This window comes from Pseudomonas sp. BW7P1 (genome assembly GCF_024981055.1).
GTDB classification, from domain to species: domain Bacteria; phylum Pseudomonadota; class Gammaproteobacteria; order Pseudomonadales; family Pseudomonadaceae; genus Aquipseudomonas; species Aquipseudomonas bananamidigenes.
This window is the reverse complement of record NZ_CP103374.1, coordinates 5895660-5911744: the sequence shown is the minus strand read 5'-3', so window position 1 is coordinate 5911744 and position 16085 is coordinate 5895660. Positions and strand designations below refer to the sequence as shown.

General features: G+C 63.6%; 13 protein-coding genes. 6 read left to right on the top strand and 7 right to left on the bottom strand.

Going from position 1 to position 16085, the window contains the following annotated elements; translation table 11 throughout:
* Positions 1-15: 15 nt before the first annotated feature.
* The 7 genes from NWV16_RS26720 to gshB all read right to left on the bottom strand — a co-directional run bounded on the left by NWV16_RS26720 (position 16) and on the right by gshB (position 5927).
* Positions 16-1287: a dihydroorotase gene (locus NWV16_RS26720; RefSeq protein ID WP_260521369.1), complete on the bottom strand. Its 1272-nt coding sequence runs from the start codon at positions 1285-1287 to the stop codon at positions 16-18.
* Entirely contained in the window at positions 1284-2288 is a 1005-nt protein-coding gene (locus NWV16_RS26715; RefSeq protein WP_025109148.1) for an aspartate carbamoyltransferase catalytic subunit, read from the bottom strand. The genes NWV16_RS26720 and NWV16_RS26715 overlap by 4 nt, the downstream gene beginning before the upstream one ends.
* A 27-nt stretch (positions 2289-2315) precedes the next feature.
* Complete coding sequence (pyrR, locus tag NWV16_RS26710) at positions 2316-2819, bottom strand: bifunctional pyr operon transcriptional regulator/uracil phosphoribosyltransferase PyrR (protein ID WP_011336369.1); 504 nt, start codon at positions 2817-2819, stop codon at positions 2316-2318.
* A gap of 81 nt (positions 2820-2900) precedes the next feature.
* Complete coding sequence (gene ruvX, locus NWV16_RS26705; protein WP_085709079.1) at positions 2901-3338, bottom strand: Holliday junction resolvase RuvX; 438 nt, start codon at positions 3336-3338, stop codon at positions 2901-2903.
* A complete protein-coding gene (locus tag NWV16_RS26700; protein WP_260521368.1) occupies positions 3338-3910 on the bottom strand; it encodes a YqgE/AlgH family protein in 573 nt (190 codons plus the stop codon). The genes ruvX and NWV16_RS26700 overlap by 1 nt, the downstream gene beginning before the upstream one ends.
* A 59-nt stretch (positions 3911-3969) precedes the next feature.
* A complete protein-coding gene (locus tag NWV16_RS26695; RefSeq protein ID WP_260521367.1) occupies positions 3970-4869 on the bottom strand; it encodes an energy transducer TonB in 900 nt (299 codons plus the stop codon).
* Between the two features lie 107 nt (positions 4870-4976).
* Positions 4977-5927, bottom strand: coding sequence for a glutathione synthase (gene gshB, locus NWV16_RS26690; RefSeq protein ID WP_065258975.1), 951 nt, complete (start codon positions 5925-5927; stop codon positions 4977-4979).
* A gap of 223 nt (positions 5928-6150) precedes the next feature.
* Between gshB and pilG the strand changes: the two genes are divergently transcribed.
* From pilG to NWV16_RS26660, 6 genes are all read left to right on the top strand, one after another.
* Positions 6151-6555: a twitching motility response regulator PilG gene (gene pilG / locus NWV16_RS26685; RefSeq protein WP_065258976.1), complete on the top strand. Its 405-nt coding sequence runs from the start codon at positions 6151-6153 to the stop codon at positions 6553-6555.
* Between the two features lie 62 nt (positions 6556-6617).
* Positions 6618-6983 (top strand): twitching motility response regulator PilH, encoded by a 366-nt coding sequence (gene pilH, locus NWV16_RS26680; protein ID WP_065258988.1) that lies wholly within the window; start codon positions 6618-6620, stop codon positions 6981-6983.
* Between the two features lie 10 nt (positions 6984-6993).
* On the top strand, positions 6994-7533 hold the full coding sequence (locus NWV16_RS26675) for a chemotaxis protein CheW (RefSeq protein WP_065258977.1): 540 nt from the start codon (positions 6994-6996) through the stop codon (positions 7531-7533).
* 13 nt (positions 7534-7546) lie between these two features.
* A complete protein-coding gene (locus NWV16_RS26670; protein WP_065258978.1) occupies positions 7547-9607 on the top strand; it encodes a methyl-accepting chemotaxis protein in 2061 nt (686 codons plus the stop codon).
* 35 nt (positions 9608-9642) lie between these two features.
* Positions 9643-15558, top strand: coding sequence for an Hpt domain-containing protein (locus NWV16_RS26665; protein ID WP_260521366.1), 5916 nt, complete (start codon positions 9643-9645; stop codon positions 15556-15558).
* The gene (locus NWV16_RS26660; protein WP_260521365.1) at positions 15551-16021 is read left to right on the top strand and encodes a chemotaxis protein CheW; all 471 of its coding nucleotides are present in this window, start codon (positions 15551-15553) and stop codon (positions 16019-16021) included. Before NWV16_RS26665 ends, NWV16_RS26660 begins: the two co-directional genes overlap by 8 nt.
* Positions 16022-16085 lie beyond the last annotated feature (64 nt).

Below are 16085 nucleotides of genomic sequence, written 5' to 3'. Positions count from 1 at the left end.
TCCCTCGCCATTTTTTCAGGCCTGGTGAGTGATCCGGCCGTCCACCAGGGTGTAGCGCACGACACCCGGCAGACTATGGCCGATGAACGGGCAGTTTTCGCCCTTCGACAGCCAGGTCTCGCCGGCCACGGTCGAGGCCTTCGGATCGAACAGCACGATATCCGCTGCACCGCCCACCGCCAGTTTGCCCGCCGGCAGGCGCAGGGCGTCGGCCGGGCCGGCGCCCAGGCGCGCGAGCAGGGTCGGCAGGTCCAGCAGGCCGTCTTCGACCAGCGTCATCGCCAGCGGCAGCAACAGCTCGACGCTGCTGATGCCCGGTTCGGTCGCGCCGAACGGTGCCAGTTTGGCATCACGCTCGTGGGGCTGGTGATGGCTGGAAATCGCCGAGATCACCCCGGATTTCACCGCTTCACGCAGACCGTCGCGGTCGGCGCGGGTGCGCAGCGGTGGTTGTACGTGATACAGGCTGCTGAAGTCGATCAGCGCTTCATCCGTCAGGATCAACTGATACAGGGCGACATCCGCCGTGACTTTCAGACCGCGGGCCTGGGCCTGTGCGATCAGGGCTGCACCACGGGCACTGGTGAGCTGGCTGAAATGTGCGCGCACGCCGGTCTGTTCCACCAGCAGCAGATCCCGGGCCAGGGCCACGGTTTCGGCGGTTTCCGGGATACCCGGCAGGCCGAGGAAACTGGCGGTGGGGCCTTCGTGGGCCAGGCCGCCGTCGGCCAGGTCATGATCCTGGGAGTTGAAAATCACCGTCAGGTCAAAGGTCGCCGCGTAGTCCAGCGCCCGGCACAGGGTGCGGGTGTTGCGGAAGCTCTCAAGACCGTTGCCGAACGCCACGCAACCGGCGTCGCGCAGGGCTGCCAGCTCGGCCAGTTGTTCGCCGTCCAGGCCTTTGCTCAGGGCGCCGATCGGGAACACCTTGGTGTTGCCGGCCTCGCGGGCGCGGTCGAGGATCAGCTCGGCCACGGCGGAAGTATCGAGCACCGGTTTTGTCTTCGGCGGGCAGCACAGGCTGGTCACACCGCCGGCTGCCGCTGCACGGGTTTCGCTGGCGATGCTGCCCTTGCGGCTGTAACCCGGCTCGCGCAGGGCGACGTTCAGGTCGACGAGGCCTGGAGCGGCGACAAGGCCGTGGGCATCGATGGTTTCCACGGCGCTGAAACCGGCTGGTGCAGCGCCGAGGGCGACGATCTTGCAGGCTTCAACGTGAATATCGGTGATTTGATCCAGGCCGCTGGCTGGATCGATGACGCGGGCGCCGAGAATGCTGAGCTTCACTGGGCGTTCTCCTGCTCGAATTGACGCTGCGCGGTTTGTCCGCTCATGGCCATGGACAGCACGGCCATACGGATCGCGATGCCGTAGGTGACTTGATTGAGGATCACCGAGTGCGGGCCGTCGGCGACTGCCGACTCGATCTCCACGCCACGGTTGATCGGCCCCGGGTGCATGACGATGCAATCGGGTTTGGCGCCGGCCAGGCGCGCGGTGGTCAGGCCGAACAGGCGATAGAACTCGCCCTCGCTCGGCAGCAGGCCGCCGGTCATGCGCTCACGCTGCAGGCGCAGCATGATCACCACGTCGACGTCTTTCAGGCCTTCGGTCATGTCGGTGTAGACCTTCACGCCGTACTGCTCGATGCCGATCGGCAGCAGGGTTTTCGGCGCGATCACGCGGATGTCCTGGCAGCCGAGGGTCTTCAGGGCGAGCATGTTCGAGCGCGCCACCCGCGAATGCAGGATGTCGCCGACGATGGCCACCGACAGGTTTTCGAAGCTGCCCTTGTGCCGACGGATGGTCAGCATGTCGAGCATGCCCTGAGTCGGGTGCGCGTGGCGGCCGTCGCCGCCGTTGATGATCGCCACTTGCGGGCAGACGTGCTCGGCGATGAAGTGCGCGGCGCCCGAGTCACCGTGGCGCACGACGAACATGTCGGCGGCCATGGCTTCGAGGTTGCGCAGGGTGTCGAGCAGGGTTTCGCCCTTGCTGGCCGACGAGGTCGACACGTTCAGGGTGATCACGTCCGCCGACAGCCGTTGGGCCGCCAGTTCGAAGGTGGTGCGGGTGCGGGTGGAGTTTTCGAAGAACACGTTGCACACGGTCTTGCCGCGTAGCAGCGGGACTTTTTTCACGGCCCGTGCGCCAACTTCGAGGAACGAGTCGGCGGTGTCGAGGATTTCCGTCAGCAACTCCCGGCGCAGGCCGTCGAGCGAGAGGAAGTGTCGCAGCTGGCCCTGATCATTGAGCTGCAGCGGGCGCTTGGTATCTAGAGGCGTCATCGCGAAGGGGACTCTCAATAGGGCGGATTAAAGGGCAAGATCTTGCAGTTCGAGGGCCAGTTCCGGGCCGGACAGCTTGACCCGCTCATGGGCGGCCAGCGACAGCGTCGCGCCGACCACGTTGGGGCGGATCGGCAGTTCGCCGGCGTCCAGATCCAGCAGGCAGACCAGCGTCACGCTGGCCGGACGGCCATAGTCGAACAGTTCGTTCATGGCGGCGCGGATGGTCCGGCCGCTCATCAGTACGTCGTCGATCAGCACCAGATGCTGGCCTTCGATTTCGAAGGGCAGGGCGGACGGGCGCACTTGCGGGTGCAGGCCGTTCTGGCTGAAGTCGTCGCGGTAGAAGGAAACATCCAGCGTGCCCAGTGGCGCGTCGCTGCCCAGTTCTGCGAGCAGGGCCTGGGCGACCCAGACGCCGCCGGTGCGGATGCCGATGTAACGCGGTTCGCTGATATTGCGCTGGGCAAGGTGCGCCTTGAGGCGGGTCGCCATCTGGCTGATCAGATCGGCGGGATTGGGCAGGCTCATGGTTGCTCCTTCTCGGGGCCGAGCCGGTTCTCGCGAACCGGAGCTCGGGTTGTAGCCAAAAGAAAAGCGCCGTAGCGCTTGTCAGGATTCAAACAGTGCGGTGTTTTCGTCGAGCCAGCCCTGCAACAGCAGGGCGGCGGCGATGGCGTCCACCGGGTTGTCGCGGTAGCTGCCTTTCTGCCCGCCGCGCACCAGTCGTTCGCCCTTGGCTTCGAAGGTCGTCAGGCGCTCGTCGTGGGTGTAGAAGGGCAGGTTGTAGCGGCCGTTGAGACGGCGGGCGAATTTCTCGGCGCGGGCGCACATCTCGCTGGGCGTGCCGTCCATGTTCAGTGGCAGGCCGACCACCACGGCGTCGGGTTTCCACTCCTTGATCAGGGCTTCGACCTGGTTCCAGTCAGGCACGCCGTTCTGGGCCTTCAGGGTGCACAGCTCGCGGGCCTGACCGGTGATCACCTGGCCGACCGCCACGCCGATCTGTTTGGTGCCGTAGTCGAAGCCGAGGATCAGGCGCAGGGCCATCAGGCGTGCCCTGCCTGGCTGGTCAGCAGGCTGAGGTTGATTCCCAGGTGCTTCGCCGCCGCTTCCAGACGCAGTTCGCTGCGGGTGTTGAACAGGATGTCGGCGTCGTACGGGCAGGTCAGCCAGGCGTTGTCGGCCAGTTCGGCTTCCAGTTGCCCGGCTTCCCAACCGGCGTAACCGAGGGTGATCAGGCTTTTCGCCGGGCCTACGCCGTCAGCGATGGCGAACAGCACGTCCTGGGACGTCGACAGTGCCAGTTCGCCGTCCAGCTCGACAGTGGCCTGGAAGGTCTTGCCCGCCGGGTGCAGGACAAAACCGCGATCGGTCTGCACCGGGCCACCGATGAAGATCGGCACATGCTGGCACAGCGCTGGCGGATCGATGTCCGGGCGCAATTGCTCGAGGATGTCGGCCAGATTCAGCTCTTGTGGTCGGTTTACTACCAGCCCCATGGCCCCATTGGCCGTGTGCTCGACGATGTAGGTCAAGGTGTGGGCAAAGTTCGGGTCGGCCATGTGTGGCATGGCGATCAGGAAGTGATGCTTGAGGTAGCTGGGGCTGACGTTTTTCATGTGCGGTAGTGTGGCGTTCGGGGGGCGAACTGACAAGCTGGAGCGGTCAAAAGATCGGCTCAGTTGCTGGACAGCCGGTCGCCCCGGGCGAATTTCCAGGTGCGGATGATTTCCAGCCGGTCGATGTCCGACAGGTCCCCGGTAAACGGTGCAAACGGTGCGGCCAGACGCACGATGCGCTGCGCCGCCTGATCCAGCAGCGGCTGACCGGAAGATTCCAGCACCAGCACTTCATACAGCGAGCCGTCGCGGTTGATCGACACCATCAGCCGCAAGTTGCCGTAAATCTGCTGGCGCCGGGCTTCTTCGGGGTAATTGAGGTTGCCGATGCGCTCGACCTTCTTGCGCCATTCGTCCTTGTACCAGGCGCCCTTGTCGCGCATGGTCGAGGCCGCGCTCAGGCGGTGGATGCGCGGGCGTTTGGCGTACAGCTGTTGTTCGTTGGCCAGCTCGGCTTCGAGGCTGGCGATGTCGCTGGAAAGCTGCGAGCTGTCGAAAGTCGGGGCGTCGACCGTGGGTTTGGTCTCGGTCTTGGCTTCTTCTTTCTTGGTCGGCGCCTTTTTCGGCTTCGGCGCGACGGTGGTTACCGCCGCCTTGGGCGCGGCTTCCTGCACCTGCGGTTTGGCGGCCGGCGGCGGCGTGACTTTCTTGACCTGATTGTCCTGGAATGGCGCGACCTCGGTGGTCTTGGGGATCGCTTTCTTGTCGAGGGTGCCGCTGCCTTCCTGGTTTTCCTGGGCGAGGAAATCGGCCTTCGCCGGCTTCTTTTCGCTCTTGAAGGTGGCGAGGGTGATTTCCAGGGTTTTGCTGATCTGCCGGGGCTCGACCATGGTGAAACCCACGCCGAGCAGCAGCGCCAAATGGATCAGCGCCGCGAGAAACAGGGTAAATCCGAGGCGATCGACCGGGCGCACGCCGCGGTGGGCGAGTTCAGCAGGCAGATCGGACGGAAGTGTCATGACAAGAAAACCAACATCGCGTTTTTCACAGGCCGCGCATGATAACGCAATGTTGGTTTCACGCCTTGGGCTTCAAGCATCAAGCGACAGGCTGCATGTGACACACATCAACCTTGCAGCTTTTTCTCGATGGCATCCATCAGCATCCCGCCGATGTCGGTGCCGAAGGCATTGTCGATCTCGCGGATGCAGGTCGGGCTGGTGACGTTGATTTCGGTCAGGTGCTCGCCGATCACGTCGAGGCCGACGAACAGCAGGCCTTTCTCGCGCAAGGTCGGGCCGACCTGGGCGGCGATCCAGCGATCCTTGTCGGTCAACGGACGGGCTTCGCCACGACCGCCGGCGGCGAGGTTGCCACGGGTTTCGCCCAGGGCCGGAATCCGCGCCAGGCAGTAATCCACCGGCTCGCCGTCGATCATCAGGATGCGCTTGTCGCCATCGACGATGGCCGGCAGGTAAGCCTGGATCATGATCTGCTGTTTGCCGTGCAGGGTCAGGGTTTCCAGAATCACCGACAGGTTCGGATGACCGGCGGTATGACGGAAGATCGACGAACCGCCCATGCCGTCCAGCGGCTTGAGGATCACGTCACCGTGATGGTCGGCGAATTCGCGCAACACGTCCGGGCGACGGCTGACGATGGTCGGCGGCGTGCACTGCGGGAACAGGGTGGCGAACAGTTTTTCATTGCAGTCGCGCAGGCTCTGCGGCTTGTTGACCACCAGCACCCCGGCGGCCTCGGCCTGTTCGAGCAGGTAGGTGGAGTAGACGAACTCCATGTCGAACGGTGGATCCTTGCGCATCAGGATCACGTTCAGGTCGCTGAGCAGGGCGTCCTGTTCGGCACCCAGTTCGAACCATTTTTCCGGGTTGGCGAAGACCTTCAACGGCTTCATCCGCGCCCGGGCCTGACCTTCAGCCTGATAAAGGTCCTTCTGCTCCATGTAGAACAGTTCCCAGCCGCGCTTCTGCGCCGCCAGCAGCATGGCCAGCGAGCTATCCTTTTTATAGGAAATGCTGGCGATAGGGTCCATGACAATCCCGACGCGAACGCTCATTGGGTTTTCCTCGAAAATTGGCTACCGGATCGGTATGAAAAAGTGCCGCCAGAGTGGCGCCGGGCGGGTTTGCGGTCAAGGAAAAACCCGTCGATAGATTGCGTCAGGAGACTGTGCTAAAAAGGCTGCCAGCTGCACTGGCCCTTGAACAACAAGGGTTTCCAGCCATCACTCATCGCAAAACGGACAAATTGATTCGCAAAGGCGACGGTAGAGCCCCCTTATGGAACAGCAGTCCAGCGCCTTGAAGGTCATGGTGATCGACGACTCGAAAACGATTCGTCGCACCGCCGAGACCCTGCTGAAAAATGCAGGGTGCGAAGTCATCACCGCAATCGACGGTTTCGACGCCCTGGCGAAGATTGCCGACCACCACCCCGGGATCATTTTTGTCGACATCATGATGCCGCGTCTGGATGGTTATCAGACCTGCGCTTTAATCAAGAACAACAGTGCCTTCAAGGCCACGCCGGTGATCATGCTGTCGTCCCGCGACGGGCTGTTCGACAAGGCCAAGGGGCGGATTGTCGGCTCCGATCAATTTTTGACCAAGCCTTTCAGCAAGGAAGAACTGCTCGACGCGATTGCGGCCCATGTTCCGGGCTTTGCCGCTGATTTGCCGCAGTAAGACACGCACAGTGACGCTCGGCCAGCGGGCCCGGTGTCGACAAGAAAAAAATGGGGAAGACCATGGCACGTATTCTGATCGTCGATGATTCGCCGACCGAAATGTACAAACTGACCGGCATGCTGGAAAAGCACGGCCATGAAGTGTTGAAAGCCGAAAACGGCGCCGACGGCGTGGCCCTGGCCCGTCAGGAAAAACCCGATGCCGTGTTGATGGACATCGTCATGCCCGGCCTCAACGGTTTCCAGGCGACCCGTCAACTGACCAAGGACGCTGAAACCAGCCACATCCCGGTCATCATCATTACCACCAAGGATCAGGAAACCGACAAGGTCTGGGGGACTCGCCAGGGCGCCAGGGATTACCTGACCAAGCCGGTCGAGGAAGACATGCTGATCAAGACCCTGAACGGCGTGCTGGCCGGTTGATCGCGCCGTCATGAGCGAGTCGCTGACCGCGTTCGAACTGTTGTGGCAGATCGATCAGCGCTGTCGCCTGCTGGCCGCAGACCTGCCGTCGCAACCGGCGCGCCAGGATCGCTGGAGCGGCATCGGCTTTCGCCTCGGCGAGCACTGGTACGTCGCGCCGATGGGTGAAGTCAGCGAAGTCCTGCCCGAACCGCGTTTCACCCCGATGCCGGGGGTGAAGCCCTGGGTCAAGGGCGTGGCCAATCTGCGCGGGCGGTTGTTGCCGATTCTGGATCTGTGCGGATTCTTCGGGCATGAGCTGTCGCCGATGCGCAAGCAGCGGCGGGTCCTGGTGGTGGAGCATCGGGACGTTTTTGCCGGCGTGCTGGTCGATGAGGTCTTCGGTCTGCAGCATTTCGAGCAGGACAGTTTCGAACCCCTCTCGATCAGGAAGCGGCAGGGCTCCAAGGGCGAGTTCGTCAAAGGGTATTTCCGGCGCGAGCAGAACTGGCGGGTGTTCAGCCTGTTTGCGCTGGCGCAGTCACCGAGTTTCATGCACGTCGCGGTTTAACAGGCGAGGACCGATGATCAAAGCAAAAACCAGCAAGCCCGCAGAAGGCTCGCGCAGCCGCTCGCAGATCATTGTGCTGTTCATCGCGCTGATCGTGTTCATCATGCTGCTGTTCGCCAACTTCGCTTACCTCAACACCCAGGCCAATTACGACAAACAGTACATCGGCCACGCCGGTGAGCTGCGGGTGCTGTCCCAGCGGATCGCCAAGAACGCCACAGAAGCCGCCGCCGGCAAGGCTGCCGCGTTCAAGTTGCTCAGTGATGCGCGCAATGATTTCGCCCAGCGCTGGGGTTACCTGAAAAAGGGCGACCCGGCCACCGGGCTGCCGCCGGCACCGTCCACCGTGCGCCCGGAAATGCGCGCCGTGCAGCTGGACTGGGAACGCCTGCTGAAAAACACCGACGCCATCCTCTCCAGCGAACAGACCGTATTGTCCCTGCATCAGGTGGCCGCAACCCTCGCCGAAACCGTTCCGCAGTTGCAGATCGAATACGAGAAAGTCGTCGAGATCCTTTTGCAGCGCGGCGCCCCGGCAGCGCAGGTAGCGATGGCCCAGCGTCAGTCGCTGCTGGCCGAGCGGATTCTCGGCGCAGTGAATACCGTGCTCTCCGGCGACGAAAACTCGCAGCAGGCCGCCGATGCCTTCGGCCGTGACGCCACGCGTTTCGGCCAGGTGCTCAACGGCATGCTGCAAGGCAACCCGACGCTGAAGATCAGCCAGGTCGAGGACCGCGACGCCCGTGCCCGCCTGAGCGAGATTTCCGAGCTGTTCCAGTTCGTTTCGGGCTCGGTGGATGAAATCCTCGAAACCTCGCCGGAGCTGTTCAAGGTCCGCGAGTCCGCCACCAATATCTTCAGCCTGTCGCAGACCCTGCTCGACGAAGCCTCGCACCTGGCCAGCGGATTCGAGAACCTCGCGGGCGGGCGCAGCACCGATACCATCGGCGGCTACGTGCTGGGGTTGCTGGCGCTGGCGTCGATCATCCTGATCGGTATGGTCATGGTCCGGGAAACCAACCGTCAGTTGCGCGAGACCGCCGAGAAGAACGAGCGCAACCAGAACGCGATCATGCGCTTGCTCGATGAAATCGAAGACCTCGCCGACGGTGACCTGACCGTGACCGCTTCGGTGACCGAAGACTTCACCGGAACCATCGCCGACTCGATCAACTACTCCGTCGACCAATTGCGTGACCTGGTGGCGACCATCAACCTCACCGCCGGCCAGGTCGCCGCAGCGGTGCAGGAAACCCAGGCCACCGCCATGCACCTGGCCCAGGCCTCGGAACATCAGGCCCAGCAGATTTCCGAAGCCTCGACCGCGATCAACGACATGGCCCAGTCCATCGATCAGGTGTCGGCCAACGCCGCCGAATCTTCGGCGGTGGCCGAGCGTTCGGTGGAAATCGCCAACAAGGGCAACGAGGTGGTGCACAACACCATCCACGGCATGGACAACATCCGCGAACAGATCCAGGACACCGCCAAACGCATCAAGCGTCTGGGCGAGTCGTCCCAGGAAATCGGCGACATCGTCAGCCTGATCGACGACATTGCCGACCAGACCAACATCCTCGCCCTCAATGCGGCGATCCAGGCGTCGATGGCCGGCGATGCCGGGCGCGGGTTTGCGGTGGTTGCCGATGAGGTTCAGCGACTGGCGGAACGTTCGTCTGCCGCGACCCGACAGATCGAGACGCTGGTGCGGGCGATCCAGACCGACACCAACGAAGCCGTGATTTCCATGGAACAGACCACCACCGAAGTGGTGCGCGGCGCGCGGCTGGCGCAGGATGCCGGTGTGGCCCTGGAAGAAATCGAAGGCGTGTCCAAGACCCTCGCGGCGCTGATCCAGAGCATTTCCAACGCGGCGCAGCAGCAGACGTCTTCGGCCGGGCAGATTTCCCTGACGATGAACGTGATCCAGCAGATCACCTCGCAGACGTCGTCCGGCTCCACGGCCACTGCCGAAAGCATCGGTAACCTGGCGAAAATGGCCAGTCAGTTGCGGCGTTCGGTATCCGGGTTCACCTTGCCGGCGGCGGCAGCACCCGCTACGGGCAAGGCGTGAGGCCAGCAGGCGAGATCATGTCGAGCGGAGTGGTTATGGGTGACCGGCACGACTACGTGGCCCTCGAATGGATCAAGGGCGAGATTGCCGAAACGCTGAAACAGGCGCATCAGGCCATCGAAGCCGTGCTCGACGATCCGCAGTCGGTGCCCGGTCTGGACGAGTGCCTGGCGTGCATCCATCAGGTCCACGGCAGTCTGCAGATGGTCGAGTTCTACGGCGCGGCACTGCTCGCCGAGGAAATGGAGCATCTGGTCGAAGCCCTGCAGAACGATCGCGTCAGCCACCGTGATGAAGCCTTGCACCTGCTGTTGCAGGCCTTCGGCCAATTGCCCGCCTACCTCGAGCGCGTGCAAGGCGCCCGCCGTGATCTGCCGCTGGTGGTGTTGCCGTTGATCAACGATCTGCGCAGCGCCCGGGGCGAAAGCCTGTTGTCCGAGACCAGCCTGTTCAGCCCGCAATTGCCTGAACTGGCGCCGCTGAGCCGGCAGGCGCTGGCCCTGCTGGAACCTGCCGAGCTGTCCAGCGTGCTGCGCAAGTTGCGACAGATGTTGCAGATGGCGTTGGCGGGACTGTTGCGCGAGCAGGACGATCAGACTCACCTCGGCTACCTCGGCAAGGTTTTCGCTCGCCTGGAAGCCTTGAGCGGCGAGGCTCCGTTGAGCCCGTTGTGGCAGGTCGCCTCGGCGCTGGTCGAAGGCATGCGCGAAGGCCGGATCGCCAACAGCCCGGCCCTGCGCAGTCTGTTCAAGGACGCCGACAAGGAGCTCAAGCGCCTGCTCGAGCAAGGCATGGCCGGTCTCAACCAGCCACCGCCTCCCGAGCTTTTGAAAAGCCTGCTGTTCTACATTGCCAAAGCCGAACATCCCACCGGGCAGATGCTGACCATGAAAGATCGCTACTCCCTGGACGACGCGTTGCCTGACAGCGCGATGGTCGACGAAGAACGCGCCCGCCTGGCCGGGCCTGACCGCGATGCCATGCGCTCGGTGCTCGCGGCGTTGTGCGAAGAACTGGTGCGGGTCAAGGAACGTCTCGACCTGTTCGTGCGCAGCGACCGCCAGCACGCCTCGGATCTGGACAGCCTGCTGGCGCCGTTGCGGCAGATCGCCGACACCCTCGCGGTGCTCGGCTTCGGCCAGCCGCGCAGGGTCATCATCGATCAACTGGCGGTGGTGCTCAGTCTTGCCCAGGGCCAGCGCGAGCCGAACGACGCCACACTGATGGACGTGGCCGGTGCCTTGCTTTACGTCGAAGCGACCCTGGCCGGTATGGTCGGCACGGTGGAACCGGAGAGCCCGGAAGACTCGCGACTGCCGACCACCGACCTGACGCAAATCCATCAGATTGTGATCAAGGAGGCGCGCATCTGCCTGCAACAGGCCAAGGACATGATCGTCGACTACATCGACGCCGATTGGGATCGCCAGCAACTGCAAGACTTGCCGGCGCTGTTGACCCAGGTGCGCGGTGCGCTGGCAATGATCCCGCTGGCCCGTGCGGCCGGCCTGCTGGAAGCCTGCAACGGTTTCATTCGCGAGCATCTGCTGCTCGACCCGCACGAGCCGGGCTGGCAACAACTGGACAACCTCGCCGATGTCATCACCGGTATCGAGTATTACCTCGAACGCCTGAGCGACGATCCGCTGGCCTCCGGCGAGCCATTGCTGGACGTCGCGCAGAAAAGCCTGGCGCGTCTCGGCTACTTTCCTGACGAGCCGCCGAGTGAACAGCATGTACCCGTGCTCGACGACGTGCTCAGCCCCGGCGAAGCGCTGGTGATGCAGGACCTGCAGGAACTCGATGACCCCGCCATCGTGAAGTCGCTGGCCGATGTGCTGGCCAGTCCGGTCTCGGCGGTCAACCCGCCCGCGTTGACCACGCCCGGCAGCCTGCTGCCACCGCCCGCCGATGAAGAACCGGTGGACGATGAGTTGCGTGAAGTGTTCCTCGAAGAGACCGGGGAAGTGCTCGATGTCCTGCGCGACTACCTGCCGCGCTGGACCGCCGATCCGCAGGACCGCGCAGCGTTGAGTGAACTGCGTCGAGCATTCCACACCCTCAAGGGCAGCGGGCGCATGGTCCGGGCACTGGTGCTCGGCGAGCTGGCCTGGGCCGTGGAGAACCTGCTCAACCGGGTGCTGGAACACAGCGTCGAGCCTGGCCCGGCCGTGCAACAGTTACTGACTGATACGTTGCTGGTGCTGCCGGACCTGATCGCCGAATTCGCCATCAACGGTCAACGTCAGCGCCAGGATGTCGATCACCTGGCGGCGCGGGCTCACGCCCTGGCGAGGGGCGAGGTGCCGTTGCCCGCCGAGGACGTGGAAGACGTAGCGGCACTCGATCCGCTGTTGCTGGAGATTTTCCGCAACGAAGCCGAAACCCACCTCGCCAGCCTCAACCGCTTCCTCGATCAGGCCGCCGAGCATGTGCCTCTGCAGGCCAGCGATGAACTGCAACGGGCGCTGCACACGCTCAAGGGCAGCGCCTCGATGGCCGGTGTCGTGCCGATTGCCGAACTGGCGGCGCCGCTGGACAAACTGGCCCGGGAGTTCAAGGCCCATCAACTGGCGCTGGACCTGGACGAAGTGGAATTGCTGCTGGAGGCCGAAGGTCTGTTCCGCGTCGGCCTGCGCCAGCTCAAGCTTGATCCACTGGCGCCGATTGTCGGTGCGCAGTCGCTGATCAAGCGCACCGACACCCTGCTGGGCGAACGTCTCGAATCCATCCTCAACGCGCCGAACAACAGCCTGCGGGTCAAGCGTGATCCGCAACTGATCAACAACTTTCTGGCCCAGGGCATGGACATCCTGCTCGACGCCGAAAACCTCTTGCAGCGCTGGCAGCAACATCCCGGCGAGCGCCAGGAGCTCAGTGCGTTGCTGGATGAGCTGACGACCCTCGGCGAGGCTGCGCACCTGGCGGATCTGTTGCCGGTGGATGTGCTGTGCGAAGCCTTGCTCGACCTGTATGGCGCCGTGGAAGAAAGCAGCCTGGCGGTCAGCGAGCGGTTCTTCCTTGAGGCCCAGCACGCCCACGAAGCGCTGATCAACATGCTCGACGAACTGGCCGCCGGCCAGGAAATCACCCCGCAACCCCAGCGTATCCGTGCACTGCACGAACTGCTGGACGAAAGCCTCGACCCGTCGGCCATGGGCCTGATTCGCAGTGACGGCAGTCGCACCCTGAGCATTCATGAGCTGGGCAGTGCTACCGCCGAGCTGCAAAAGAACATCGGCGGACCCGGCGCGGATGACGAGATCGTCGAGATCTTCCTCGAAGAGGCGGTGGATATTCTCGACAGCGCCGGACAAGCCTTGCAGCGCTGGTTGCATGACCCGGAAAACGGCGCGCCGCTTTCATCGCTGCAACGGGACCTGCACACCCTCAAGGGTGGTGCACGGATGGCCGAGGTCGAGGCCGTCGGCGACCTGGCCCAGGAGCTGGAAAGCCTTTACGAAGGTCTGGTGGATCGCCGCTACAGCCACAGCGACGCCTTGGGCCGACTGTTGTTGCAGAGCCATGAACGCCTGGCGTTGTACCTCGATCAACTGCATGACCGGCAGCCGCTGAAGCCGGCACAAGCGCTGATCGACGCGATCCGTCAGTTCCGTCAGGGCCACTCGGGCGCTGGCGAGACGCCGCCGGAGGCCGCCAGCCATGACGGCGCCGGACCCGACCCGGAACTGCTGGACATCTTCCTCGAAGAAGGTTTCGACATCATCGAGAACTCCGGCGCCGCGCTGTTGCGCTGGCAGGCCGAGCCCGGCAACCGCCAGGAAGTGGAAACCCTGCTGCGCGATTTGCACACCCTCAAGGGCGGTGCGCGGATGGTGGAAATCGGCCCCATCGGCGACCTCGCCCATGAGCTGGAATACCTGTACGAAAGCCTGTCTTCAGGCACCCTGCAAAGCAGCGCCGAACTGTTTGCCCTGTTGCAGCGCGGCCATGACCGCCTGGCGCAGATGCTGGATGCGGTGCGCGCCGGCCAGCCATGCCCGCCGGCAGATCGACTGATCGGTGCGATCCAGAACTTCAGCCATCCGGCGCCGGTGGAGACCCCCGCGCCGATTTTGCCGGCGCCGGTGAAGAGCGAGCCTGCCGCGCCCGCTGCCGAGGTCGGCGCGGATATGGTCAAAGTCTCCGCCGAATTGCTCGATGAGCTGGTCAACCTTGCCGGGGAGACCTCGATTTTCCGTGGGCGCATCGAGCAGCAGGTCAGCGATGCGCAGATCGCCCTGAACGAGATGGAAACCACCCTCGAGCGCATGCGTGATCAGTTGCGCCGCCTCGACACCGAAACCCAGGGGCGGATTCTCAGCCGGCAGCAAGTGGACGCCGAGCGCCTGGGCTACGAAGAGTTCGACCCGCTGGAAATGGATCGTCATTCGCAGTTGCAGCAGTTGTCCCGGGCGCTGTCCGAATCCGCCTCCGACCTGCTCGATCTCAAGGAAACCCTCGACCGTCGCACACACGACGCCGAGAACCTGTTGCAGCAGCAGGGCCGGATCAATACCGGGTTGCAGGAAGGCCTGATGCGCACGCGCATGGTGCCGTTCGAGCGCATGTTGCCGCGGCTCAAGCGCATCGTCCGTCAGGTCGCCGAAGAACTGCACAAGGACGTGGCGTTTACCGTCGGCAACGCCGAAGGCGAGATGGATCGCAACGTGCTTGAGCGCATGGCCGCGCCGCTGGAGCACATGCTGCGCAATGCCGTCGACCACGGTCTGGAACCTGCCGATGTGCGCCTTGCGGCGGGCAAACCGGCACAAGGTCAGATCTCCCTCGATCTGACCCGCGAGGGCAGCGACATCGTTTTCGACATCCGTGACGACGGCGCCGGGGTGCCGCTGGACGCGGTGCGGCGCAAGGCGATCAAGCGCGGATTGCTGGCGCCAGACGCGCAGATCAGTGACCGCGATGTGTTGCAGTTCATCCTTCAGCCGGGTTTTTCCACCGCCGAGAAAATCACCCAGATTTCCGGACGTGGCGTGGGCATGGACGTGGTCCATGAAGAAGTGCGGCAACTGGGCGGCACCATGAGCATCGACTCGGTGCCGGGGCGCGGTGTGCATTTCCGTATCCGCCTGCCGTTCACCGTCTCGGTCAACCGCGCGCTGATGGTGCAGTGTGGCGAGGATCAGTACGCCATTCCGCTGAACACCATCGACGGCATCGTCCGTGTCTTGCCGAATGAACTGGACGGGTATTTCCGCCTTGATCCACCGACGTACGAATACGGCGGTCGGCGTCATGAACTGGTTTATCTGGGTGAACTGCTGAAAACCGCGCCACGGCCGAAACTGATCGGCCAGAGCCTGCCGCTGCCGGTATTGCTGGTGCAGTGCAACGACCGGCACATCGCGGTCCAGGTCGACGCCATGGCCGGCACCCGGGAAATCGTGGTCAAGAGCCTCGGCCCGCAGTTCGCGGCGGTGCAGGGCGTATCCGGGGCGACGATCCTCGGCGATGGCCGGGTGGTGCTGATTCTCGACCTGCTGGCGCCGATCCGCGCAATGCAGGCACGGTTGCCGCAGCGTCCGGCCAGTCACGAGATCGACAGCGAACCGCAGAAACCACTGCTGGTACTGGTGGTCGACGATTCGGTGACCGTGCGCAAGGTCACCAGCCGGCTGCTCGAACGCCACGGCATGAACGTACTCACCGCCAAGGACGGAGTCGATGCGATGTTGCTGCTGGAAGACCACATGCCGGACCTGATGCTGCTCGACATCGAAATGCCGCGCATGGACGGCTTCGAAGTGGCGACCCGGGTACGTCAGGATGAGCGCCTGCAACACCTGCCGATCATCATGATCACCTCGCGCACCGGCCAGAAACACCGTGATCGCGCCATGGCCATCGGCGTCAACGACTACCTTGGCAAGCCTTACCAGGAGTCGGTGCTGCTCGAAAGCATTGCCCGTTGGAGCAAAAAACATGCATGAGCGGCCTCACAACCCACACAGCAGCCAGCTCACGGGACTGCTGCTGCCGCTGGCGGATCGCAACCTGATCCTGCCCAACGTGGCCATCGCCGAGCTGATCGACTACCAGGCCGGCGCCTTCGACCTCGATACGCCGCCGTGGTATCTGGGTCGGGTGACCTGGCGTGAGCGGCAGATTCCACTGCTGAGTTTCGAGTCGGCGTGCGGCAACAAGATCGTCATCGGCGAACGGGCGCGGATCGTCATCCTCAACGCCCTCGGCGGATTGCCGAATTTGCGCTTCATCGCCCTGCTGGTGCAGGGGATTCCGCGCTCGTACAAGCTCGACAGCCAGTTGAGTTACGTCGACGTGCCGTTGTGCGCGCTGGAGCAGGCGGCGGTGCAGGTCGGGGAGCAGGTGGCGAAGGTGCCGGATTTGCTGGGGTTGGAGAAGTTGTTGGTGGATGCAGGACTGACTCACTGATCCACAATTTTTATTGTTTTCACTGGCCTCATCGCTGGCATTCATTACGCTGACCGTAACGGTT